This window comes from Aeromonas sp. S15(2024), assembly GCF_041402265.1.
Taxonomy (GTDB): Bacteria; Pseudomonadota; Gammaproteobacteria; order Enterobacterales; family Aeromonadaceae; genus Aeromonas; species Aeromonas dhakensis.
In genome coordinates, this window is record NZ_JBGLQY010000003.1 from 605,893 (window position 1) to 628,826 (window position 22,934).

Annotated in this window: 18 protein-coding genes; 10 read left to right on the forward strand and 8 right to left on the reverse strand. The window is 63.7% G+C overall.

Annotation, left to right across the window (positions count from 1 at the left end):
• Positions 1-24: 24 nt before the first annotated feature.
• The 9 genes from nuoI (at position 25) to ACB033_RS10060 (ending at position 10,693) form a co-directional block, all read left to right on the forward strand.
• Positions 25-567: an NADH-quinone oxidoreductase subunit NuoI gene (gene nuoI, locus ACB033_RS10020; protein WP_005299827.1), complete on the forward strand. Its 543-nt coding sequence runs from the start codon at positions 25-27 to the stop codon at positions 565-567.
• A 10-nt stretch (positions 568-577) separates the two neighbouring features.
• Complete coding sequence (gene nuoJ / locus ACB033_RS10025; protein ID WP_017765895.1) at positions 578-1,129, forward strand: NADH-quinone oxidoreductase subunit J; 552 nt, start codon at positions 578-580, stop codon at positions 1,127-1,129.
• Entirely contained in the window at positions 1,126-1,434 is a 309-nt protein-coding gene (gene nuoK / locus ACB033_RS10030; protein WP_005299823.1) for an NADH-quinone oxidoreductase subunit NuoK, read from the forward strand. Before nuoJ ends, nuoK begins: the two co-directional genes overlap by 4 nt.
• A complete protein-coding gene (gene nuoL / locus ACB033_RS10035; protein WP_201988570.1) occupies positions 1,431-3,278 on the forward strand; it encodes an NADH-quinone oxidoreductase subunit L in 1,848 nt (615 codons plus the stop codon). The genes nuoK and nuoL overlap by 4 nt, the downstream gene beginning before the upstream one ends.
• A gap of 78 nt (positions 3,279-3,356) precedes the next feature.
• Complete coding sequence (gene nuoM / locus ACB033_RS10040; RefSeq protein WP_026458937.1) at positions 3,357-4,877, forward strand: NADH-quinone oxidoreductase subunit M; 1,521 nt, start codon at positions 3,357-3,359, stop codon at positions 4,875-4,877.
• Positions 4,878-4,938: 61 nt separating this feature from the next.
• Positions 4,939-6,402 (forward strand): NADH-quinone oxidoreductase subunit NuoN, encoded by a 1,464-nt coding sequence (gene nuoN / locus ACB033_RS10045; protein ID WP_010634280.1) that lies wholly within the window; start codon positions 4,939-4,941, stop codon positions 6,400-6,402.
• A 187-nt stretch (positions 6,403-6,589) separates the two neighbouring features.
• The gene (locus tag ACB033_RS10050) at positions 6,590-7,720 is read left to right on the forward strand and encodes an FIST signal transduction protein (RefSeq protein ID WP_371140499.1); all 1,131 of its coding nucleotides are present in this window, start codon (positions 6,590-6,592) and stop codon (positions 7,718-7,720) included.
• Positions 7,717-9,150 (forward strand): HD domain-containing phosphohydrolase, encoded by a 1,434-nt coding sequence (locus ACB033_RS10055; RefSeq protein ID WP_371140500.1) that lies wholly within the window; start codon positions 7,717-7,719, stop codon positions 9,148-9,150. The genes ACB033_RS10050 and ACB033_RS10055 overlap by 4 nt, the downstream gene beginning before the upstream one ends.
• A 16-nt stretch (positions 9,151-9,166) precedes the next feature.
• Positions 9,167-10,693 carry an HD domain-containing phosphohydrolase gene (locus tag ACB033_RS10060; RefSeq protein WP_252600832.1) on the forward strand — a complete coding sequence of 509 codons (1,527 nt, stop codon included), beginning with the start codon at positions 9,167-9,169 and terminating at the stop codon, positions 10,691-10,693.
• Positions 10,694-10,752: 59 nt separating this feature from the next.
• Here ACB033_RS10060 and purL read toward each other — a convergent pair whose 3' ends face one another.
• Complete coding sequence (gene purL, locus ACB033_RS10065; RefSeq protein ID WP_371140501.1) at positions 10,753-14,658, reverse strand: phosphoribosylformylglycinamidine synthase; 3,906 nt, start codon at positions 14,656-14,658, stop codon at positions 10,753-10,755.
• A 149-nt stretch (positions 14,659-14,807) separates the two neighbouring features.
• On the opposite strand from purL, the gene mltF reads away from it, so the two are divergent.
• Positions 14,808-16,298 carry a membrane-bound lytic murein transglycosylase MltF gene (mltF, locus tag ACB033_RS10070; protein WP_319909879.1) on the forward strand — a complete coding sequence of 497 codons (1,491 nt, stop codon included), beginning with the start codon at positions 14,808-14,810 and terminating at the stop codon, positions 16,296-16,298.
• A gap of 77 nt (positions 16,299-16,375) precedes the next feature.
• Here mltF and ACB033_RS10075 read toward each other — a convergent pair whose 3' ends face one another.
• The 7 genes from ACB033_RS10075 to ispG all read right to left on the reverse strand — a co-directional run bounded on the left by ACB033_RS10075 (position 16,376) and on the right by ispG (position 22,932).
• Entirely contained in the window at positions 16,376-16,564 is a 189-nt protein-coding gene (locus ACB033_RS10075) for a hypothetical protein (RefSeq protein WP_371140509.1), read from the reverse strand.
• Between the two features lie 90 nt (positions 16,565-16,654).
• Entirely contained in the window at positions 16,655-16,888 is a 234-nt protein-coding gene (locus ACB033_RS10080; RefSeq protein ID WP_010634287.1) for a zinc ribbon domain-containing protein, read from the reverse strand.
• Positions 16,889-16,995: 107 nt separating this feature from the next.
• On the reverse strand, positions 16,996-18,495 hold the full coding sequence (der, locus tag ACB033_RS10085; RefSeq protein ID WP_005299803.1) for a ribosome biogenesis GTPase Der: 1,500 nt from the start codon (positions 18,493-18,495) through the stop codon (positions 16,996-16,998).
• A 74-nt stretch (positions 18,496-18,569) separates the two neighbouring features.
• The gene (gene bamB / locus ACB033_RS10090; protein WP_010634288.1) at positions 18,570-19,754 is read right to left on the reverse strand and encodes an outer membrane protein assembly factor BamB; all 1,185 of its coding nucleotides are present in this window, start codon (positions 19,752-19,754) and stop codon (positions 18,570-18,572) included.
• On the reverse strand, positions 19,747-20,397 hold the full coding sequence (locus tag ACB033_RS10095) for a tetratricopeptide repeat protein (protein ID WP_010634289.1): 651 nt from the start codon (positions 20,395-20,397) through the stop codon (positions 19,747-19,749). The genes bamB and ACB033_RS10095 overlap by 8 nt, the downstream gene beginning before the upstream one ends.
• Positions 20,398-20,400: 3 nt before the next feature.
• Complete coding sequence (hisS, locus tag ACB033_RS10100) at positions 20,401-21,678, reverse strand: histidine--tRNA ligase (protein ID WP_017765907.1); 1,278 nt, start codon at positions 21,676-21,678, stop codon at positions 20,401-20,403.
• 138 nt (positions 21,679-21,816) lie between these two features.
• Entirely contained in the window at positions 21,817-22,932 is a 1,116-nt protein-coding gene (ispG, locus tag ACB033_RS10105) for a flavodoxin-dependent (E)-4-hydroxy-3-methylbut-2-enyl-diphosphate synthase (protein ID WP_010634291.1), read from the reverse strand.
• Positions 22,933-22,934: the final 2 nt, after the last annotated feature.

The following is a 22,934-nucleotide window of genomic DNA, read 5'->3' on the forward strand; positions in this document are numbered from 1 at the left end:
ATGAATGTGCAGTGAGGCACGACTATGAAAATTATTAACATCATCAAGGGTGTCGGCACCCAGTTACGTAGCCTCGGCATGGTGTTCTCCCATGCCTGGCGCCCCCGCGAGACCCTCAACTACCCGGAGCAGGCCGTCTATGCGGCGCCTCGCTATCGCGGCCGCATCGTGCTGACTCGCGACCCGGACGGCGACGAGCGCTGCGTGGCCTGCAACCTGTGTGCGGTGGCCTGCCCGGTCGGCTGCATCTCGCTGCAAAAATCCGAGCGGGAAGATGGTCGCTGGTACCCGGAGTTCTTTCGCATCAACTTCTCCCGCTGCATCTTCTGCGGCCTGTGCGAAGAGGCCTGCCCCACCACCGCCATCCAGCTGACGCCGGATTTCGAGATGGGCGAGTACCGCCGCCAGGACCTGGTGTACGAGAAGGAGGATCTGCTGATAAGCGGCCCCGGCAAGTACCCGGACTACAACTTCTATCGCATGAGCGGGATGGCCATCGACGGCAAGCCGAAAGGGGATGCCGAGAACGAAGCCAAGCCCATCGATGTCAAGAGCCTGCTGCCCTGAGGAGTCAATCATGGAACTGGCATTCTATGCCGCGGCCCTGGTCGCCATTTACAGCACGCTGCGGGTGATCAGCACCAGCAATCCGATGCACGCGCTGCTCAATCTCATCATCTCCCTCATCGCCGTGGCCATGATCTTCTTCTGCCTGGGCGCCTCCTTCGCGGGTGCCCTGCAGGTGATCGTCTACGCGGGCGCCATCATGGTGCTGTTCGTGTTCGTGGTGATGATGCTGAACCTGGGCTCGGCCCAGGATCAGGAGAAGCACTGGCTCACTCCCACCACCTGGGTGGGCCCGGGCCTGCTCTCGCTCATTCTGCTGGGCTTTCTGGCCTACGGCATTCTCGGGGTCACCGGCGGTGAACTCGGTCTGACCGACGTCAGTGCCAAAGCGGTCGGCATCGCCCTGTTCGGCCCTTACGTGCTGGCGGTAGAGCTCGCCTCCATCCTGCTGCTGGCGGGTCTGGTCACCGCCTATCACCTTGGCCGCGAAGACAAGAGCGGCGAGGTACTCTCGGTGCCCCGCACCCCGGCTCGTCCATCACAAGAAGGAGGTCAGCAATGAATGGCATCCCCATGGAGCACGGACTGCTGCTCGCCGCCGTGCTGTTCTGTATCGGCCTGTGCGGCCTGCTGATCCGCCGCAACTTGCTGTTTATCCTCATGAGTATCGAGATCATGATGAACGCCTCGGCACTGGCATTCGTGGTGGCTGGCAGCCGCTGGGCCCAGGCCGATGGCCAGATCATGTACATACTGGTGATTTCTCTGGCGGCAGCGGAGGCCAGTATCGGCCTCGCCCTGTTACTGCTGCTCTATCGTCGTTACCACACCCTCAACGTGGACACTGTGAGCGAGATGCGCGGATGAGCCTCCTATACCTGACTTTTCTGTTTCCGCTGCTGGGATGGCTGGTGCTGGCCTTCTCCCTCGGTCGTTTCGGCGAGCGCACCTCGGCGCTCATCGGCGTCGGCAGCATAGGGTTGTCGGCCCTCACTACCCTGTGGGTCGGCATTGATTTTCTCAACACCATGCCGGCGGGCGGCGTCTATACCCAGACCCTGTGGCAGTGGATCTCGGTGGGCAGCTTCAGTCCCAGCTTCCGCCTGGCACTGGACGGCCTGTCGCTGACCATGCTGGGGGTGGTGACCGGGGTGGGTTTCTTCATCCACCTGTTCGCCTCCTGGTACATGCGCGGGGAAGAGGGCTATTCGCGCTTCTTCACCTACACCAACCTCTTCATCGCCAGCATGCTGTTCCTGGTGCTGGCCGATGACCTGCTGTTCGTCTATCTGGGCTGGGAAGGGGTGGGTCTGTGCAGCTACCTGCTGATCGGCTTCTACTACAAGGATCGCAACAACGGCGCCGCCGCCCTCAAGGCGTTCGTGGTGACCCGGGTCGGCGACGTCTTCCTCGCCATCGGCCTGTTCATCCTCTATCGCGAGCTCGGCACCCTCAACATCCATGAGCTGCTGGTGCGTGCCCCCACCCTGTTTGCCGAAGGCTCCCCCGCCCTGTCGCTGGCCTGCCTGATGCTGCTCGGCGGCGCCGTCGGCAAATCGGCCCAGCTGCCGCTGCAGACCTGGCTGGCGGATGCCATGGCGGGCCCGACTCCGGTCTCGGCGCTGATCCACGCGGCCACCATGGTGACCGCCGGTGTCTATCTCATCGCCCGTACCCACGGCCTGTTCCTGCTGGCCCCCGAGATCCTGCATCTGGTGGCGCTGGTCGGGGCCATTACCCTGGTGCTGGCGGGCTTTGCGGCCCTGGTGCAAACCGACATCAAGCGGATCCTGGCCTACTCCACCATGAGCCAGATTGGCTACATGTTCCTGGCCCTCGGCGTTGGTGCCTGGGAAGGGGCCATCTTCCACCTGATGACCCACGCCTTCTTCAAGGCGCTGTTGTTCCTCTCCGCCGGTGCCGTGATCGTCGCCACCCACCACGAGCAGAACATCTTCAAGATGGGGGGCTTGCGCAAGAGCCTGCCGCTGGTCTATGCCTGCTTCCTGGTAGGGGGCTCAGCCCTGGCCGCGCTGCCGCTGGTGACCGCCGGTTTCTACAGTAAAGACGCCATCCTGTGGCAGGTGCAGGCCAGCGGCCAGAGCGCCCTGCTGTGGGCTGGCCTTGGCGGTGCCTTCCTCACCTCCCTCTACACCTTCCGCCTCATCTTCATCGCCTTCCACGGCGAGGCGAAGACCGAGGCTCACGCCGGGCACGGTCTGGCCCACCAGCTGCCACTGCTGGTGCTGATGGTGCTCTCCACCGGCATCGGCGCCCTGATAGTGCCGCCGCTGGCGGGGGTACTGCCGGCGGGTCCGGGGGATCACATCGAAGAGGGGCGCCACGCACTGGAGATCACCTCCGCCGTCATCGCCATCGCCGGTATCGCCCTGGCCGCTTTCCTGTTCCTGGGCGAGCGCCGCCTGGCCAGCAGCATAGCCAACAGCGCGCCGGGCAAGTTGCTCAGCACTCTCTGGTTCAATGCCTGGGGCTTTGACTGGCTTTACGATCAGCTGTGGGTCAAACCGTATCTGCTGGCGACCCGGTTGCTCGGCAAGGATCCGCTGGACTGGATGATGAACCTGCCGGCCTGGCTGGCCCAGAGCGGCCACCAGCTGCTGGTCTGGACCGTTTCCGGCAAGTTGCGCTGGTATGCAGCCTCCATGGGGATGGGCGCCGCCCTGATCCTGGCCCTGCTGCTGCTCGGCTGATCCCGTGATGCAGCCCCTGAACTCGCAGCAAGCCCACGGGCCTGCACAGTGACTAGAACATAGACGAGAGCTGATATCGTGACCTTACTCTGGATCTTGTTAATACCCTTCATCGGCGGTCTGCTCTGTTGGCAGACCGAGCGATTCGGCGAGTACTTCGTACGCTGGGTCGCCCTGCTGTCGATGAGCGCCTGCCTGCTGCTCTCCTGCGCCATCTGGTGGAGCGGTGACTTCACCCTGGCAGCCCAGGGCGGCGTACCCGTCTGGGCCGCCGAACTGCAACTGCCCTGGATCCCCCGCTTTGGCATCTCACTGCACCTGGCGGTGGATGGCTTGTCGCTGCTGATGGTGATCCTCACCTGCTTCATCGGCGTGCTGGCCATCCTCTGTTCCTGGAAGGAAATCGTGCAGCGCATCGGCTTCTTCCACCTCAATCTGCTGTGGATTTTGGGTGGCGTGCTCGGCGTCTTCATGGCGCTGGACCTGTTCCTCTTCTTCTTCTTCTGGGAGATGATGCTGGTACCGATGTACTTCCTGATTGCGCTGTGGGGCCACTCGGTCACCGACGGCAAATCCAGGATCAACGCCGCCACCAAGTTCTTCATCTACACCCAGGTCAGCGGCCTCATCATGCTGGTCGCCATCCTGGGCCTGGTGCTGACTCACCACGCCGCCACCGGCGTGTTCACCTTCAACTATCAGGACTTGTTGAACACCCCCATGAGCGAGGGGGTGCAGTGGCTGCTGATGCTGGGCTTCTTCATCGCCTTCGCGGTCAAGATGCCGCTGGTGCCGCTGCACGGCTGGCTGCCGGATGCCCACAGCCAGGCGCCGACCGCGGGTTCCGTTGACTTGGCAGGGATCCTGCTCAAAACCGCCGCCTACGGTCTGCTGCGCTTCGCCTTGCCGCTCTTCCCCGAGGCGTCCGCCGAATTTGCCCCCTACGCCATGGTGCTGGGCCTCATCGGCATCGTCTACGGCGCCATCGTGGCGTTCGCCCAGACCGACATCAAACGGCTGGTGGCCTACACCAGCATCTCCCACATGGGCTTCGTGATGATCGCCATCTATTCGGGCAGCGAGCTGGCCCTGCAGGGCGCCGTGGTACAGATGATCGCCCACGGTCTCTCCGCCGCCGGCCTCTTCATCCTGTGCGGTCAGCTCTACGAGCGTCTGCACACCCGGGACCTGCGCCTGATGGGCGGGCTGTGGGGCCGGCTGCGCTACCTGCCCGGCGTGATGCTGTTCTTCTCGGTCGCCTCTCTGGGGATGCCGGGCACCGGCAACTTCGTCGGCGAGTTCCTGATCCTCATCGGCAGCTTCCAGGTTGCCCCCGTGCTCACCATCATCGCCACCTTCGGGCTGGTACTGGCCTCGGTCTACTCCCTCATCATGCTGCAGCGCGCCTGCTTCGGTACCCCCAAGGACGAGAGCGTGCTCAAGGGGCTCGACAGCCGCGAGCTGGTGATGATGATGACCATCGCCGGTCTTTTGGTGCTGCTCGGTGTCTATCCCCAACCTGTGCTCGACACCGCGGGCAACAGCCTGCTGAGCGTGCTGCACTGGTACGCCCTGCCCTTCGCAGGAGCATTGCAATGAGAGTGACCGCTGTTAAACCGCTGGCCCTGTTGCCTTCCTTGTCCCTTACAGGAGCACTGCAATGACCTTCACCGCTTCGCAACTGCTGGCCCTGCTGCCCCTGTTGCTGACAACCGGGGCCATGGTGGCCCTGATGCTGGCCATCGCCTGGAAACGGTGCGATGACACCGCCTTCGTGGTCACCATCGCCGGCCTCAACCTCGCGCTCTTCTCCCTGCCCATCGTGATGGCGCAAGGCGATCAGGGGGTCACCCCGCTGCTGCAGATCGATGGCTACGCCGTCTTCTACATGGGCCTGGTGCTCATCGGCGCCCTGGCCACCTGTACCTTCGGTCGCTCCTGGCTCAAGGGCTATCCGGACAACCGGGAAGAGTTCTACCTGCTGCTGCTGATCGCCACCGCCGGTGGCCTGGTGCTGGCCGGCTCACGTCACCTCGCCTCCCTGTTCATCGGGATCGAGATGCTGACCCTGCCGATGTTCGGTCTGGTGGGCTACGCCTATCGCGAGCGCCACTCGCTGGAGGCCAGCATCAAGTACATGGTGCTCTCCGCCGCCGCCACCGCCTTCCTGCTGTTCGGCATGGCGCTGCTCTATGCCCAGGCCGGCAGCCTGAGCTTCAGCGATCTGGGGCTGACCCTGGCCACCACCCCGGCCCACCACCCGCTGCTGATGGGCGGTCTGGGTCTGATGCTGGTCGGCTTTGCCTTCAAGCTCTCCCTGGCACCGTTCCACCTCTGGACCCCGGACGTGTACGAAGGGGCGCCGGCCCCGGTGGCCACCTTCCTCGCCACCGTCAGCAAGATCGCGGTGTTCTGCGTGCTGCTGCGCTTCTACCTGGCGGTACCCGCCGCCGCGGATCCCATGATCCACTGGCTGCTGGCCGCCATGGCGGTGGTCTCCATCGTCATCGGCAACCTGCTGGCCCTGCTGCAGACCAACATCAAGCGGATGATGGGTTACTCCTCCATCTCCCACTTCGGCTACCTGCTGGCGGTGATCGTGGCGAGCCGTCTCGGCCAGATGCCGGTGGAAGCGGCCGGCGTCTATCTGCTGATGTATCTGTTCACCAGCCTGGGGGCCTTCGGCGTCATCAGCATGATGTCCAGCCCCTATCGCGGCAAGGATGCGGACTCCCTGCACAGCTACCGCGGCCTGTTCTGGCGTCGTCCCTACCTGACCGCCGTGCTGACCGTGATGATGCTCTCGCTGGCCGGTATCCCCATGACGCTCGGCTTCATCGGCAAGTTCTACCTGATCGGGGTGACCGTCGATGCCAAGCTGTGGTGGCTCTCCGGCGCCATCGTGCTCGGCAGTGCCCTGGGTCTCTATTACTACCTGCGGGTCATGGTCACCCTCTACCTGCGCGAGCCCGGCATGCAGCTGCGCGACGCCAAGGGGGACTGGGCCATCACCTCCGGTGGTCTGGTGGTGCTGCTCTCCGCCGCACTGGTGGTGGCACTGGGTCTCTATCCCCAGCCGGTCATCAGCCTGGTACAGGGCTTCCAGAACGTGGTGCTGCGCTGATTTCACTCCCCCAAAAAACCGGCCCAGGTGGCCGGTTTTTTATCTGCCCAAAGCTGAATGCCTGACCAGCCATCTCAAATTTATCTGCCTTTATAACGGCTTATAAGCTCTTGTCGGACACGACCGGGTATCCACTTCGCCCGCCTTGCTGATATATTGGCCATTGGCAGGAAAGGAGTTCCGAGGGATGATGCAGCCCGCTTTTCTTTCATTCGATGCGCAACCACTGGCCGATGCACTGCAGCCCTATCGCGGGGAGCGGCTCGATCTCTTGCTGGCCGAGCAGGATGCCGGGCACGTGGCCGAGCTGCAGCAGCAGTGCCGGCGGCTCGATATTCAGCTCAGCGGCGCACTCTTTCCCCGCCTCATCAGCCGCCACGGCTTTCATGAGCACGGTGCCTGGCTGCTGCCGCGCCCGGCCTCACACGCCCCCCTGCTCATCCCGCTCGATCCCGCCGCCTGCACAGACCTGCAAGTCAGCACCCTTTGCGATGCGCTGCTCCCCCAGCTTGCGCAGTGGCCAGAGGCCGCGGGCGTACCGACCCTCTTTCTGACCTTTGATGCCATGATCCCCAACATCGCCTCCCTCCTCGAGGGGATCTATCTGCACCTCGCGGACAGGGTCAATTATGCCGGCGTCAATGCCGGCAGTGGCCAGTTCCGCCCCATGCCCTGCCTGTTCGACAACCACAGATTGCTGGCGCAGGCAGTCTGCTGCACCCTGCTGCCCCACCACAGCTACCCGCTGCTCGAGCACGGCTATCAGCTCACCGCCCAGCCCATGCTGGCCACCAGCAGCGAGGGCAACAAGATTGCCTTCATCGACTGGGAGCCGGCCTTCAGTCGCTACCAGTCCCTGGTCCAGCAACAGTTCCAGCAGCGCCTGACGCCGGATCAGTTCTACCAGTACGGCGTCCACCTGCCGCTCGGGCTGCTGCGGGCCAACAGCGACGTCATCGTGCGCATCCCGGTCGCCGTCACCGACGAGGGGGCCCTGCTCTGCGTCGGGGAGGTGCCGGATCACAGCATCCTCACCCTGCTCAAGGCGCCGCAGAGCCCGACCGCCCACGCCATCGAGCTGGCCGAAAAGCTGAGCCGGCACGGCGCCCCCGAGCGCCTCGAGATCTACTACTGCGCCGGCCGTCAGCAGCACTTCGGCGAGCAGAGCACGCTGGAGCTGAAAACCCTCTTCAGCCACAGCGGTGCCCACGAGCTGGTGGGCGCCCTCTCCCTTGGCGAGATTGGCAGCCTGCGGCCGGGGGAGTATCCGCTGTTTCACAACGGCGCCATTCTCTGCAACGGGGAGGGACGACGATGAACAACGACCACGCCATGGCCATCGTCTGCGATCTTGCTCTCTGCATCGGTCGCGAGGTCACTCTGGACACCCTGTTGACCAAGGTGCTGCAGCGTTTTCTGTTTCACTGTGCCTGCCCGGTCGGGCTGGTGCTGCAGCAGTTGCCACAGGGGGAGTACAAGATCATCAAGGCGATCGGGGATGAGCAGCTGGTCAGCCATCAGGGGGAGCCGCTCGCGCTGCCCCACTGGGTCGGCGCCGGCGAGCAGTGCATCCTGCGCGCCCCGCTGCCGCTGCCCGCTGCACGCCCCTACCCCTTTGCCTACCGGCTGCGGATCGAGGGGGGTTACCTGATGCTGCTGCTCTCCCCCAATGCGGAGCAGCAGGGGGAGCGGCTCTGTCACCTGTTCAGCCCCATCCTCGGCAACCTGGCCCGCGCCATCCAGCTGTGCCGGGACAGCGAGCAGCTGGCGCTGCGCCAGCAGGCGGAGCTGGTCGACATGCAGCGCTTCAACGAATCCCTGCTCAAGGCAATTCCCATTCCGGTGTTTTACAAGGATGTCGAGGGGCGTTTCATCAGCTGCAACCCGACCTTCACCCAGATCACCGGCATCAGCAAGGTCGAGCTGCAGGGCAAGCGGGTGGACGAGCTCCTCCCCCCCGAGATGGCCGACGAATACACCCAGCGCGACCAGGAAGTGCTGCGCAGCAGGCAGCCGCAATATTTCGAGCACACCCTGTTTGACCGGGAGGGCCGCCGCTATCAGGTGCTCAACTTCAAGGATCTCTTCTACGACCATCAGGGCGAGGTGGCCGGCATCATAGGTGCGCTGGTCGACATCACCCACATCAAGGAGAGTGAGCAGCAGCAGCGCACCCTGCTGTTCCAGACCATAGCGGCGCTCTCCTCCGCCATCGCCCACAAGGATCCCAGCACCGCGGGCCACGAACGGCGCGTGCACGATCTGGCGCTGGCCATCGGCCAGCATCTGCAACTCGCGCAAGAGCGGCTGGATGGACTGGGCCTCGCCGCCATGGTGCACAACATCGGCCTGCTGCAGATCCCGGCGGAGATCCTCACCCGCCCCCGCGAATTGCGGGAGGTGGAGTTCGAGCTCATCAAGCTGCACCCGCAGGCGGGCTGTGAAATTTTGCAGCAGATAGACTTCCCCTGGCCCATCGCCACCATAGTGCAGCAGCACCATGAGAACATGGACGGCAGTGGCTATCCGCAGGGATTGCAGGGGGATGCTATCTGCCTGGAGGCGCGCATCATCCGGGTGGCCGACTCCTTGGCGGCCATGACCGCCCACCGTCCGTTTCGGCGGGCCCTCTCCTTCACCGATGCCTTCGCCGAGCTGACCCGCTATGCCGGTGTCCACTACGACGAACAGGTGGTCAGCGCCTGCTTCGCCGTCTGGCAGGCGGGCTACCGCTTCGCCCCCCTTTGACCGAGGCTGGATGACGATGAGTTCAAAACCCGCACCGCCCTTTACCCCGCTGTCCACGGCCGCCCTGCTTGGTCAGGTGATGGATCAACTGCCCTACCGGGTGCTGCTCAAAGATACCCGCTCCCTCTTCATCGCCTGCAACCGGCTGCTGGCAGACGATCTCGCTCTCAACCCGGCCGAACTGGTCGGCAAGTGCGATGCCGACTTCTTCCCGGCCGAGCTGGCCCAGCGCTATCGGGACGACGATCTCAGGGTCATGGCCAGCGGCACCACCCAGCGCCACGAGGAGCCTTATCTCAAGGGAGGCGAGGCCCGCTGGCTCAGCACCACCAAGTTTCCCCTGCACGACGAGCTGGGTCAGGTGGTCGGCGTCGGGGTCTTCTTCGATGACATCACCGAGAAGAAGCAGCAGCAGGAGCGGCTGCAACAGTACACCTGGACCCTGGAGGCTATCGGCCGCGCCCATCACGCCATGCTCAGGCCGGACGACGAGCAGACGCTGCTGCAGGAGATCTGCGACGCCATCACCTTCGATGGCCGTTTCCCCCTCGTGACCGTGCTGCAGGAAAAACCTGACCAGCACACCCTGCAGGTGCTGGCGCAGGCGGGCAACGCAACCTGGTTTGCCAGCGACGAGTGGCTGACCCGGGATCCCGCCCTGCACCAGGCCATCAGCACAGAGATGCCGTGCAACGAGGCGCTCCCCTGCGAGCTGGTACATCATTCGGCCACCCTGCGCGCCCGCCTGCTGCTGCCGCTGCAGTGGCACACCGGCGGGCACGGCGGCCTGCTCATTCACAGCGAGCAGGCCCGCCCCTTCACCGACGAGGAGGTGCACCTCTTCAGCCAGCTGGCGGACTACCTTGCCTATGGCCTGCAGGCCCGCAGCACCCAGCAGGCCTACCTCACCGCCCAGCGCGACAAGATGCTGCATGCCCGTCAGCTGGAGCTGGCGCTGGAAGATGCCCTCGGTGCCATTGCCGCCGTGCTGGAGCAGCGCGATCCCTATACCGCCGGCCACCAGAAGCACGTCGCCACCCTGGCGCTGGCCATAGGTCGCGAGCTGCAGCTCGATGAGAAGCGGTTGCGGGGACTCTATCTGGGGGCCATGGTGCACGACATCGGCAAGATCCAGGTGCCGGTCGACATCCTCACCAAGCCGGGGCGGCTCACGCCCCAGGAGTTCAACCTGGTCAAGGAGCACCCGGGCGCCGGTTATCAGGTGCTCAAGGACATCGCCCTGCCCTGGCCCATCGCCCAGATGATCCACCAGCACCACGAGTACATCGACGGCTCCGGCTACCCGGCCGGGCTCAAGGGCGAGCAGATCCTGCTGGAGGCCCGCATCCTCACGGTGGCCGACATAGTGGAGTCCATGTCCTCCGATCGCCCCTACCGCGCCGCCCTCGGCATTCCCCAGGCCAGGGCCCATATCATCCAGCTGCGCGGCACCCGGCTGGATGAAGCCGTCGTGGATGCCTGCCTGCGCATTCTCGATCGCGGTGACTTCATCCCCCACGAACTGGGTCACGGCCGCCCCTAGCTGGAACGTCGCCATAAAAAAACCGGCCACAGGGGCCGGTTTTTGTTTGCGTCGCAGGCTTAGCCCAGACGAACCCGGGCATTGCGGAACATCCGCATCCAGGCGCCATCCTCGCCCCAGTTGTCCGGGTGCCAGGAGTTGGCGACGGTGCGGAACACCCGCTCCGGGTGCGGCATCATGATGGTGGCGCGGCCATCCGTGGTGGTCACGGCGGTGATGCCGTCCGGCGAGCCGTTCGGGTTGGCAGGATACTGCTCGGTCACCTGACCACGGTTATCCACGAAACGCAGCCCCACCAGACCGCTGGCTTGCAACGACGCCAGGTGGGCGGCATCGCGCACCTCCACTCGCCCTTCCCCGTGGGAGACGGCAATCGGCATCACGGAGCCCGCCATGCCGGCGAAGAAGGCGGACGGGGAGTCCTGTACTTCCACCAGGCTGAAGCGGGCCTCGAAGCGCTCGGAGCGGTTGCGCACGAAGCGCGGCCACAGATCAGCCCCCGGGATCAGCTCGCGCAGGTTGGACATCATCTGGCAGCCGTTGCACACCCCCAGAGAGAGGGTATCGCCGCGCTCGAAGAAGCGCTGGAACTGCTCGCGGGCCCCCTCGTTGAACAGGATGGACTTGGCCCAGCCTTCGCCCGCCCCCAGCACATCGCCGTAGGAGAAGCCGCCACAGGCCACCAGAGTCTGGAACTGCTCCAGCTTGATACGGCCTTCGAGGATGTCGCTCATATGTACGTCGACGGCGGTGAAGCCGGCACGGTCAAACGCCGCCGCCATCTCCACGTGGGAGTTGACTCCCTGCTCGCGCAGCACCGCCAGACGGGGGGAAACCCCGCGGGCAATGTAGGGTGCAGCCACGTCTTCGGCCGGGTTGTAGCTGAGCTTGGCCTGCAGGCCAGGATCTGTGGCGTCCTGACGGGCGGCATGCTCCTGATCCGCGCACTCGGGGTTGTCGCGCAGGCGCTGCATCTGCCAGCTGGTCTCGCCCCAGATGGTACGCAGGGCAGTACGGCTGGCGCGATAGACCTCCTGACCAGCCCGCTGCAGGGTGATGAGATCCCCCTCGCGCACCGTGCCGAGCACGTGGGAGCAGGCCGCCAGACCGTGACCGGCCAGCAGGGTCATCACCGCTTCCTTGTCTTCACGACGCACCTGGATGACGGCGCCCAGCTCTTCGTTGAACAGGGCCGGCAGCAGGTCGCCGCCGATGCGATCCAGTTGCAGGTCGAGGCCACAGTGACCGGCGAAGGCCATCTCCACCAGGGTGACGAAGAGGCCGCCGTCGGAGCGGTCGTGATAGGCGATCAGCTTGCGATCGGCCACCAGTGCCTGAATGGCGTTGAAGAAGCCCTTGAGCTGGACCGGGTTGTCCAGGTCCGGCGCCTTGTCACCCAGCTGGCGATAGACCTGAGCCAGGGCGGAGGCGCCGAGGCGCTGCTTGCCGTTGCCAAGGTCGATGAGGATAAGGTCGGTTTCACCAAGATCGCTGCGCAGTTGCGGAGTCACGGTGTTGCGCACGTCCTCCACCCGGGCAAAGGCGGAGATGAGCAGGGAGAGCGGCGAGGTGACGCTTTGCTCCTTGCCATCCTGCTGCCAGCGGGTCTTCATGGACATGGAGTCCTTGCCCACCGGAATGGTGATGCCAAGGGCCGGGCAGAGCTCCTCGCCCACCGCCTTGACCGCCTCGTAGAGACCGGCATCTTCCCCCGGGTGACCGGCAGCGGCCATCCAGTTGGCGGAGAGCTTGACCCGCTTCAGCGATCCGATATGGGCCGGCGCCAGGTTGGTCAGGGCCTCGGCCACCGCCATACGGGCGGAAGCCGCATGAGAGAGCAGCGCCACCGGGGTACGCTCGCCCATGGACATGGCTTCGCCGTGGTAGCTGTCGTAGGTGGCGGCGGTGACGGCGCAATCGGCCACCGGGATCTGCCAGGGGCCGACCATCTGGTCGCGGTTAACGAGGCCCGTCACGGTGCGATCGCCGATGGTGATGAGGAAGGATTTTTCCGCCACAGTCGGCAAACGCAATACCCGCTCGGCGGCGTCACCGAGGGTGATGCCATCCAGTTGCAGAGCCTTGCCCTGGGCCGGCAGACTCGCTACATCGCGGTGCATCTTGGGGGTCTTGCCCAGCAGCACGTCCAGCGGCAGATCGATGGGGTGGTTGTCAAAGTGCTGGTCGGAGAGAGTGAGATGCTTCTCTTCGGTGGCGCTGCCGATGACGGCATAAGGTGCACGCTCACGCTCGCACAGCGCCTTGAACAGCGGCAGCTTCTCTTTGGCCACCGCCAGCACGTAGCGCTCCTGGGATTCGTTGCACCAGATCTCCAGCGGGCTCATGCCCGGCTCGTCGTTCGGAATGGCGCGCAGGTCGAAGCGACCGCCGCGATCGCCATCGCTCACCAGCTCAGGCATGGCGTTGGAGAGGCCACCGGCGCCCACGTCGTGAATGAAGACGATAGGGTTGTCGTCCCCCAGCTGCCAGCAGCGATCGATCACCTCCTGGCAGCGGCGCTCCATCTCGGGGTTGTCACGCTGCACCGAGGCAAAGTCGAGATCTTCCGCCGACTGACCGGAGGCCATGGAGGATGCAGCGCCGCCGCCCAGACCGATGTTCATGGCCGGGCCACCCAGCACGATGAGGGCCGCCCCTACCGGGATCTCCCCTTTCTGGACGTGCTCGCTGCGGATGTTGCCGATGCCGCCCGCCAGCATGATGGGTTTGTGGTAGCCACGCACCTCGACGCCGTTGTGGCTCGGCACCTCCTCTTCGAAGGTACGGAAGTAACCGAGAATGGCCGGACGGCCGAACTCGTTGTTGAAGGCGGCGCCGCCAAGCGGCCCCTCCTGCATGATGTCAAAGGCGCTGACGATGCGGCTCGGCTTGCCGAAATCCTGCTCCCAAGGCTGTTCGAAACCGGGGATGCGCAGGTTGGAGACGGAGAAGCCCACCAGGCCGGCCTTGGGCTTGGCGCCACGGCCTGTCGCACCCTCGTCGCGGATTTCGCCGCCGGAGCCGGTAGCGGCGCCCGGGAAGGGGGAGATGGCGGTCGGGTGGTTGTGGGTCTCCACCTTCATCAGGATGTCGACCTGCTCTTGGTGGTACTGGTATTCGCCGTTGGCGGGGCTCGGGAAGAAGCGGCCACCCTGGCTCCCTTCCATCACGGCGGCGTTGTCTTTATAGGCAGACAGGACATGATCCGGCGTCTGCTCGAAAGTGTTCTTGATCATCTTGAACAGCGACTTGGGCTGCTGCTCACCGTCTATGGTCCAGTCGGCGTTGAAGATCTTGTGGCGGCAGTGCTCGGAGTTTGCCTGGGCAAACATGTAGAGCTCGATGTCGTTGGGATTGCGACCCAGCCGGGTGAAGTTCTCCACCAGATAGTCGATTTCGTCGTCGGCCAGCGCCAGACCCAGTGCCACGTTGGCCTCGGCCAGGGCGGCGCGGCCACCGGCCAGCACGTCCACCTGGGTGAAGGGGCGCGGCTCCTGATGGGCAAACAGGGCGGCGGCCTCGTTCATCTCGCCAAACACCGTCTCCATCATGCGGTCGTGCAGCACGGCGGCCACGTCGGCGCGCTGGGCAGCGCTCAGCTCACCCTTGGCCTGCACGTAATAGGCAATGCCGCGCTCGAGCCGCTTGACCTGGGTCAGGCCGCAGTTGTGGGCGATGTCGGTTGCTTTGGAAGACCAGGGGGAGATAGTGCCGGGGCGGGGGGTAACGAGAAACAGCTGACCGCTGGGGGTGTGTTCGGGGATGGTCGGGCCGTAGCGCAGGAGCTGGCCCAAGGTCGCTCGCTCCGGGGGCGACAGCGGGCTCGAGAGCTCGGCGAAGTGCACATATTCGGCATAGACATCCTCTATCTCTACTCCTCTCTCCTGTTTCATCTGCGCGAAGCGTTGCAGCAGTTTTTGGACACGAAACTCAGACAGTGCGGGGGCACCACGCAAGATATCCATATGACCTTTCTCACCAAGTGTTGAAGTGGGGGGGAATTGAGACGCGCGTATTATAGGGATCAGGCCGACGGCGGACAAACGTTTTTCTTGTTTTGCCAAGTGTGACTCGGTCCACACTCTCTGGTATAAAGGTGCCTCTTTTTTGACAAATGCCGATTTTTTCAACAAGGGTACTCACCTACTTGCGCTGCATTTTTCGACTGTTTATCGGGCTGATGTTGCTGCTGACCCTGGTCGGTTGCGACTTCTACACCCCCTCCAGCCAGCTGGAGCAGATCCGCCAGCGGGGCGAGATCCGGGTTGGCACCATCTACGGCCCCACCTCTTATTACCAGCGTGACGACACCGCCCAGGGGTTCGATTACGAGCTGGCGAGAAGCTATGCCGACTGGCTGGGGGTCAAGCTGACCATAGTGCCTGTCTACTCCACCGCCGAGCTGGTGGATCTGCTCAAGAAGGGCAAGCTCGATCTGGCCGCGGCCGCCATCGTCATCACCCCGGAGCGGCGCCAGCTGTTTCGCTTCGGCCCCGGCTTCTACCAGGTCTCGCCCAAGCTGGTTTATCGCAACGGCTCCCCCAAGCCCAGGGACATCGGCGATCTCAAGGGCAACATAGTGGTGCCTGCCGGCTCCACCGGGGAGGATCTGCTCAAGGAGCTGGCCAAGCAGCACCCCAACCTCAAGTGGAGCACCAACCGGGATGCCGACGTGGAGGAGCTGCTCAAGCAGGTGGCCGACGGCAAGATTGACTACACGGTGGTGCAGGATACCGTGCTGGCCCGTACCCAGCGCTACTACCCCGAACTCACCGAGGGGATGACGCTCGCCAAGAACCAGACCGTGGCCTGGGCCATGACCAAGCTGCCGGACGACAGCCTCTACGCCAGCATCATCGACTTCTTCGGCCAACGCTTCATGGATGGCGCCATCGCCAAGCTCGACGAGAAGTACTTCGGCCACGTGCAGAATTTCGACTTCGTCGACACCCGCACCTTCCTGCAGCGGGCCAAGAGCCTGCTGCCCAAGTACCAGGATCTGTTCAAGACCCACGCCAAGCTGGTGGACTGGCGCCTGCTGGCCGCCATCAGCTATCAGGAGTCCCACTGGGATCCGGAGGCGCGCTCCTACACAGGGGTGCGCGGCATGATGATGCTGACCGAACCCACCGCCAAGGCGATGGGGGTCAACAACCGGCTGCACCCGGAGGAGAGCATCAAGGGGGGCGCCCGTTATCTCGAGCAGATGATGGCAAAGGTGCCCGCCTCGGTGCCCGATGACGAGAAGGTGTGGTTTGCCCTCACCGCCTACAACATCGGCTACGGCCACATGATGGATGCCCGCCGCCTGACCAAGGAGCTCGGCAAGAATCCGGACGCCTGGAGCGACGTGAAAGAGGTGCTGCCGCTGCTGCAGCAGTCGCGCTGGCATCGCAAGGTGCGCTACGGCTATGCCCGCGGCGGCGAGGCGCGCAACTACGTCAACAACGTGCGCCAGTACTACCAGAGCCTGCTTTGGCTCGACAACGAGCAGCAGAAGGCCCATCGCCGCGAAGAGCTGGATGAGGATGACAGCAGCGAGCCGGCCAGCGCCGAACGTCCCACCGTCATTGCCGAAGTGGTCAAGCAGATCACCCTGCGCTGATCCCTGTTGACAGGTTTGTTTTTCGGGTGGTTTCTCTGTTACCATCCGACCACACCGGAGCCTATCCGAATCTGTTTTTATCGCGCTATTTCATCCACTTGCACTCGGATGACAGCACGTTCAGATAGGCTCCCATCATCACCCAAGGCCGGGATGGCCACCCCATGGGAGGAGACCAAGATGCTAGCTCGCAGAAGAACGACACTGGTCAAGAAGACAAGGTGCGGCTGGAGCCCCAGACGCAAGCTCAAGCTCAACGAGATCAAACGCAAGATATGGCGGCGAAACCGCTCCTTCACCTTGCTGATAGCAGAGCACACAGCATAAACCCGGCATTAGCCGGGTTTTTTATTGCCTCAATTTTCCGTCAGCGGGCTCACCTCGAAGAGCACTGCCCGCTTCGACACCAGGCTGTTGCAGTGGTTGCAGAAGTAATCCACCGCGCCGCAGGCCTTGAGCCGCTCCAGCTCCTGCCGGCAGGTCGGGCAGAGCGCCCGGATCTGGTAACGGGCCTGGCACTGACCACAGGTGGTCTCACGGCTGCGGCTGTCCAGCTCGCCCTGGCAGGCAGGGCAGACAAGTTGACTCATGGTTGGCTCCTTGCAAAGTGAATGTGCACTGGGCGACCCCACTGCACATTCCCCTCCCCTTCGAGACCACTAGAAAAACGGCTGCCGGTGAGGGCAGCCGCTGGGCCTTATTTCTTGGCTTTGGCCTTGAGCAGGCGCTTGCGCTGGCGCTCCTGGCTCAGGGTCAGGGTGTTCTTCTTGCCCTCGAACGGGTTGACCGACTCCTGGAACTCGACCCGAACCGGCGTCCCCATGATCTTCAACGACTTGCGGAAGTAGTTGATGAGGTAGCGCTTGTAGGAGTCCGGCAGGTCGTTGAGCTGGTTGCCGTGGATCACGATGCGCGGCGGGTTGTAGCCACCGGCGTGGGCGTACTTCAGCTTGACCCGGCGACCGTTCACCATGGGCGGCTGGTGGTCTTCCTGGGCCATCTGCATGATGCGGGTCAGCATGGCGGTGCTGGTACGGCGGGTGGCGGACTGGTAGGCCTCCTGGATGGATTCGAACAGGTGGCCGACGCCGCTGCCGTGCAGGGCGGAGATGAAGTGCACGCGGGCGAAGTCGATGAAGCCCAGACGGCGATCGAGCTCGTTCTTGACGTCCTCTTTCACCTTCTGATCCAGACCATCCCACTTGTTCACCACCAGCACCACGGAGCGGCCGGTGTTGAGCACGAAACCGAGGATGCTGAGATCCTGATCGGTGATGGTCTCCTGGGCGTCGATCACCAGCAGGCAGACGTTGGCATCTTCAATCGCCTTGAGGGTCTTGATGACGGAGAACTTCTCCACCGTCTCGTGCACCTTGCCGCGACGACGCACGCCAGCGGTGTCGATGATGACGTACTTCTGCTCGTCGCGCTCCATCGGGATGTAGACGGAGTCGCGGGTGGTGCCCGGCATGTCATAGACGATGACCCGATCTTCACCCAGCATGCGGTTGGTCAGGGTCGACTTGCCGACGTTGGGACGACCGACGATGGCGAACTTGATGGGCAGGTCGGCGAACGGGGTCTCCTTGGTGTCCTCCTTGGTGTCCAGTTCACCTGCGGCCACCATGCGCAGCAGGGCCTCTTCGTCGAAGTCTTCCTCTTCTTCATCCAGCTCGGCTTCTTCGCCAGCGGCTTCGACCAGGGTCTCCAGATGGGGGGCCAGCGCCAGCTCCAGCAGGCTCAATACGCCGCGACCGTGGGCGGCCGCCATCTGGTAGACCTCGCCTAGGGCCAGACCGTAGAACTCGGAGACTGCGGAGTCGCCGTCGATGCCGTCGGTCTTGTTGGCCACCAGAAACACCTTCTTGTGGGTCTTGCGCAGGTGCTCGGCGATGGCCTGATCCGCCGCGGTCAGACCGGCGCGGGCATCCACCATGAACAGCACCACATCGGCCTCTTCGATGGCCAGCAGGGACTGCTCGGCCATCTTCAGCTCGATCCCCTCTTCGGTGCCGTCGATACCACCGGTATCCACCACGATAAATTCCAGCTCGCCCAGCTTCGCCTGGCCATATTTGCGGTCCCGGGTCAGACCGGGGAAGTCGGCCACCAGGGCGTCCCGGGTACGGGTCAGGCGGTTAAACAGGGTGGATTTCCCCACATTGGGGCGGCCCACCAGGGCTACTACAGGAGTCATAAAAGCCTCATTCTCAAGACGACAAAGGCTCCGGGTCCGAAGACCAGGAGCCGGATATTCACATTATCGGGCGATCAGGGACGCTTGACAGCGTACAGCTTGCCGCCACGGCTCTGCACATACAGGGTGTCACCGTCCACCAGAGGGGCGGCGTACAGACCACTGCTGTCGAGCTGCTGCATGGCCTTGATGGACCCGTCGGTCCGATCCAGCCAATACAGGTAACCTTCCACATCGCCGACCACCACATAGTCACCCATGATGACGGGGGCGGTCACGGTGCGGTTTTCCAGCTGGGTGTTGGACCACAGCTCGAGACCGTTGCGACGGTCGACCGCAAACAGATGGCTGCGGCTGTCGGTCAGCACGATGGCATTGCCGGTCACCGCCATGTCGCGGTAGCCGGAATACTTGCGCTTCCACACTTCGTCGCCGCTCATCAGCTTGCGCGCCATCAACTGGCCATTATACGCGATGGCATAGAGCTCATCGCCGGCGATGAGCGGCGTGGCATCCACGTCCACCATGCGGTCGAGCTCGGTGGCGCCGCGCGGGTCGGCCACCTTGGACTGGCGCACCGGCTGGCCGTTGCTCAGCAGGGCGATGCCCACCTTGCCATCGGCGCGGCCGTACAGCACGGCGCCGTTGGTGATGATGGGGGCTCCGGCGCTGCGCAGGGTCAGCGGCGGCTGCTCTTCCGCCAGGGTCCACTGCAGCTTGCCCTCGTCGGTATCGAGCGCCACCAGGCGACCCGAAGTGGTCAGTACCACCACCCGGCCATCCTCGACGGCGGGGCTCGCCACCACTTCACCCGGTACCGTGGTCTGCCACAGCACTTCCCCGTTCTCTTCGTTCAGGGCGTAGACCACCCCGTTCTCGGAGCCCAGGAACAGCTTGCCGTAGCGGGAGACCAGGCCACCGGAGAGGCGGGCGCTGCGCTTGTCGGCGTTGATTGGCAGATCCGCCAGATCGACGCTCCACAGCTCCTTGCCGCTTTCGCGGTCAAAGGCGGTGACATCACCGTCGCGGGCCGCCGCATAGATGCGCTCCTCTTCCACCACCGGCTTGAGCTGGGAGTAGAAGTCACCGATGCCGTCACCCACCGAGGAGGACCAGGCAGTATCGGCGGTGAACGCGGACTCGACCTTGGGCAGCGGAGCCATGGGGTTGAGATCCTCTTCCGAACTGAACAGGGAGCAACCCTGCAGGGCGAAGGAGACCGCAGCCCCCAACGCCACCATCTTGAACAGATTACGCATCCGGAGCCTCACCCGTGGTCACCGCTGGCAACGCCAGATCGTCCATCTTCAGCTTGAGCTCGGCGCTGCTCTGCAGACCGCCGGCATCGGCCGCCGCCTGATAGGCATCGCGAGCCTCTTCGCTCTTGCCCTGCTTTTGCAGGATGTCGCCGCGCACTTCGGCCACCTGGGCCTTGAAGGCGTCGTTGTTGATCTTGCCAAGCTGGGCCAGCGCTTCATCGGCCTTGCCCTGATCGTTCAGCACCCGGGCCAGACGCAAAGCAGCGATGGGACGAATGCTCTCGTCACCGCTGGTGGCAACCTGGGTCAGCTGCTCGGCCGCCAGATCCAGCTTGTCCGCCTTGACCGCGGCCGCCGCCAGTTGCAGCGCCGCCAGCTCGGCGTAGGAGTCGCCCTTGTGGGCGCTGATGAAGCTTTGTGCCTGCTCGAAGCCGGCCGCGTCACCCTTGGCCAGCTGGGCGCTCATCTCGTTGTAAGCCTGGGAGGCGGCTTCCTGGGTGGTCTGCTGATGCTCGTTGTAGTAGCGCCAGCCAAAGAGTCCAACCAGACCGATAACAGTTCCTGCGATCACCGAGGTTCCGTTCTCTTTCCACCAGTTCTTGATGACCTCAACCTGTTGTTCTTCGGTGGTATAAACTTCCACAGCTTACTCTCCTTTCGCTGCCAGCAGGGCAATGGCGGCGTCGACCGTGACGGTCTGTTGCTCGGCCTGGCCACGCAGATATTTGATGGTGATCTCCCCGTTTTGTACCTCGGTCTCGCCAAGGATCAGGGCAATGGCCGCGCCGCTCTTGTCGGCACGCTTGAGTTGTTTCTTGAAGTTGCCGCCGCCGCAGTGGCTCATCAGGCGCAAATCAGGCAGGGCATCACGCAGCCGCTCGGCCAGCTGGAAACCGGCCTGTTCAGTGCCCTCACCCACCATGCAGAGATAGACATCCACCGCCGGGCGGATGTCGGCATTGAGTTCGAGGGTTTCCAGCATCAGCACCAGACGCTCCATGCCCATGGCAAAGCCCACCGCCGGGGTCGGCTGACCGCCCAGCTGCTCCACCAGACCGTCGTAGCGGCCACCGGCACAGACGGTGCCCTGGGCACCCAGGCTGTTGGTGACCCACTCGAACACGGTGAGGTTGTAGTAGTCAAGGCCGCGCACCAGACGCTCGTTTACCTCGTACTTGATGCCGGCAGACTCGAGCAGGCGCTTGAGCCCCTCGAAGTGGGCCAGGCTCTCTTCGCCCAGGTGATCGAACAGACGCGGCGCGCCCACCAGGATGGCTTGTACCTTCTCGTCCTTGGAGTCGAGCACCCGCAACGGGTTGCTGTACATGCGACGCTGGCTCTCTTCGTCCAGCTCGCTCTTGTACTGCTCCAGGTAGGCGACCAGCGCATCGCGATAGGCGGCACGCTCGGCACTCTGACCGAGGGTATTGAGCTGCAGGGTCACGTGTTCGCTGATGCCGAACAGACGCCACAGACGGTGGGTCAGCATGATGAGCTCGGCATCGATGTCCGGCCCGTTGATGCCAAACAACTCGACCCCGAACTGGTGGAACTGGCGATAACGGCCCTTCTGGGGGCGCTCGTGACGGAACATGGGGCCCATGTACCACATCCGGCGTTCCTGGTTGTAAAGCAGACCGTGCTCGATACCGGCACGCACGCAGCTGGCGGTCCCTTCCGGACGCAGGCTCAGGCTGTCGCCGTTGCGGTCTTCAAAGGTGTACATCTCTTTTTCGACCACGTCGGTCACTTCACCGATGGCGCGCTTGAACAGATGGGTCTGCTCGACAATCGGCATGCGCACTTCGCTGTAGCCATAGCTGGCCACGACCTGGCGCAGGATCTGTTCTACTTTCTGCCATACCGGGCTCTGCTCCGGCAGGCAATCATTCATACCGCGAATAGCTTGGATCTGTTTTGCCACGTTGATACTCGAGAAAAAGAGGTAAAATTTGGCCGCATTATAGGGATTTTCGACCCCGAGGTAAAATCAGGGTGTTCCAATGCGGGATGTAAAATCAGCAACCTAAAGACAGGGCCACCCTGAGTGGCCCTTGGTTGCTCAACCCTCGTCCACCTGGATCTGGTTGGCCGGATCCAGCATGGCGGCCCGGGCGCGAATGCGGCGCTCTAGGGTCGGAATGAGATCCTTGTTGTCGAGCCGGTCGACCCGCTGACCCCCTTCATAGAAGGCACTCTTGTTGGCCGCGCCGGCAAGGCCCAGATCGGAGACCAGCGCCTCCCCCGGACCGTTCACCACGCAGCCGATGATGGAGACATCCATCGGGGTGATGATGTCTTCGAGCCGCTCTTCCAGCGCATTGACGGTGCCGATGACGTCGAACTCCTGGCGGGAGCAGGAGGGACAGGCGATGAAGTTGATGCCGCGGGAACGGATGCGCAGGGACTTGAGGATGTCGAAGCCCACCTTGATCTCTTCCACCGGATCGGCCGCCAGCGAGATGCGCAGGGTGTCGCCGATGCCTTCGCTCAGCAGCATGCCAAGACCGATGGCAGACTTCACCGCGCCGGCGCGAAAACCGCCCGCTTCTGTGATGCCCAGATGCAGTGGCTGCTCGATCTGCTTGGCCAGCAGGCGATAGGCGCCGACCGCCAGGAAGACGTCGGAAGCCTTGACGCTCACCTTGAAGTTGTCGAAGTTCAGACGATCCAGGTAATCCACGTGACGCATGGCCGACTCGAGCAGCGCCTCGGGGGTGGGCTCGCCATATTTTTCCTGGATGTCCCGCTCCAGCGAGCCGCCGTTGACGCCGATGCGGATCGGGATGTTGTAGTGGCGGGCACAGTCCACCACGGCGCGCACCCGCTCCTCGTTGCCGATGTTGCCCGGGTTGATGCGCAGGCAATCGGCGCCGTATTCGGCCACTTTGAGGGCGATGCGGTAGTCGAAGTGGATGTCGGCCACGATGGGGATGCGGGTCTGCTGCTTGATGAGCTTGAACGCTTCCGCCGCCTCCATGGTGGGGACAGAGACCCGGACGATGTCGGCGCCAACCCGCTCGATCCGCTGGATCTGCTCGACGGTGGCGGCCACGTCCGTGGTCTTGGTGTTGGTCATGGTCTGTACCGTGATGGGGGCATCGCCCCCGACCGGTACGTTGCCGACCATGATCTGCCTGGATTTACGACGAATGATGGGAGATTCGTGAGCGGACATGG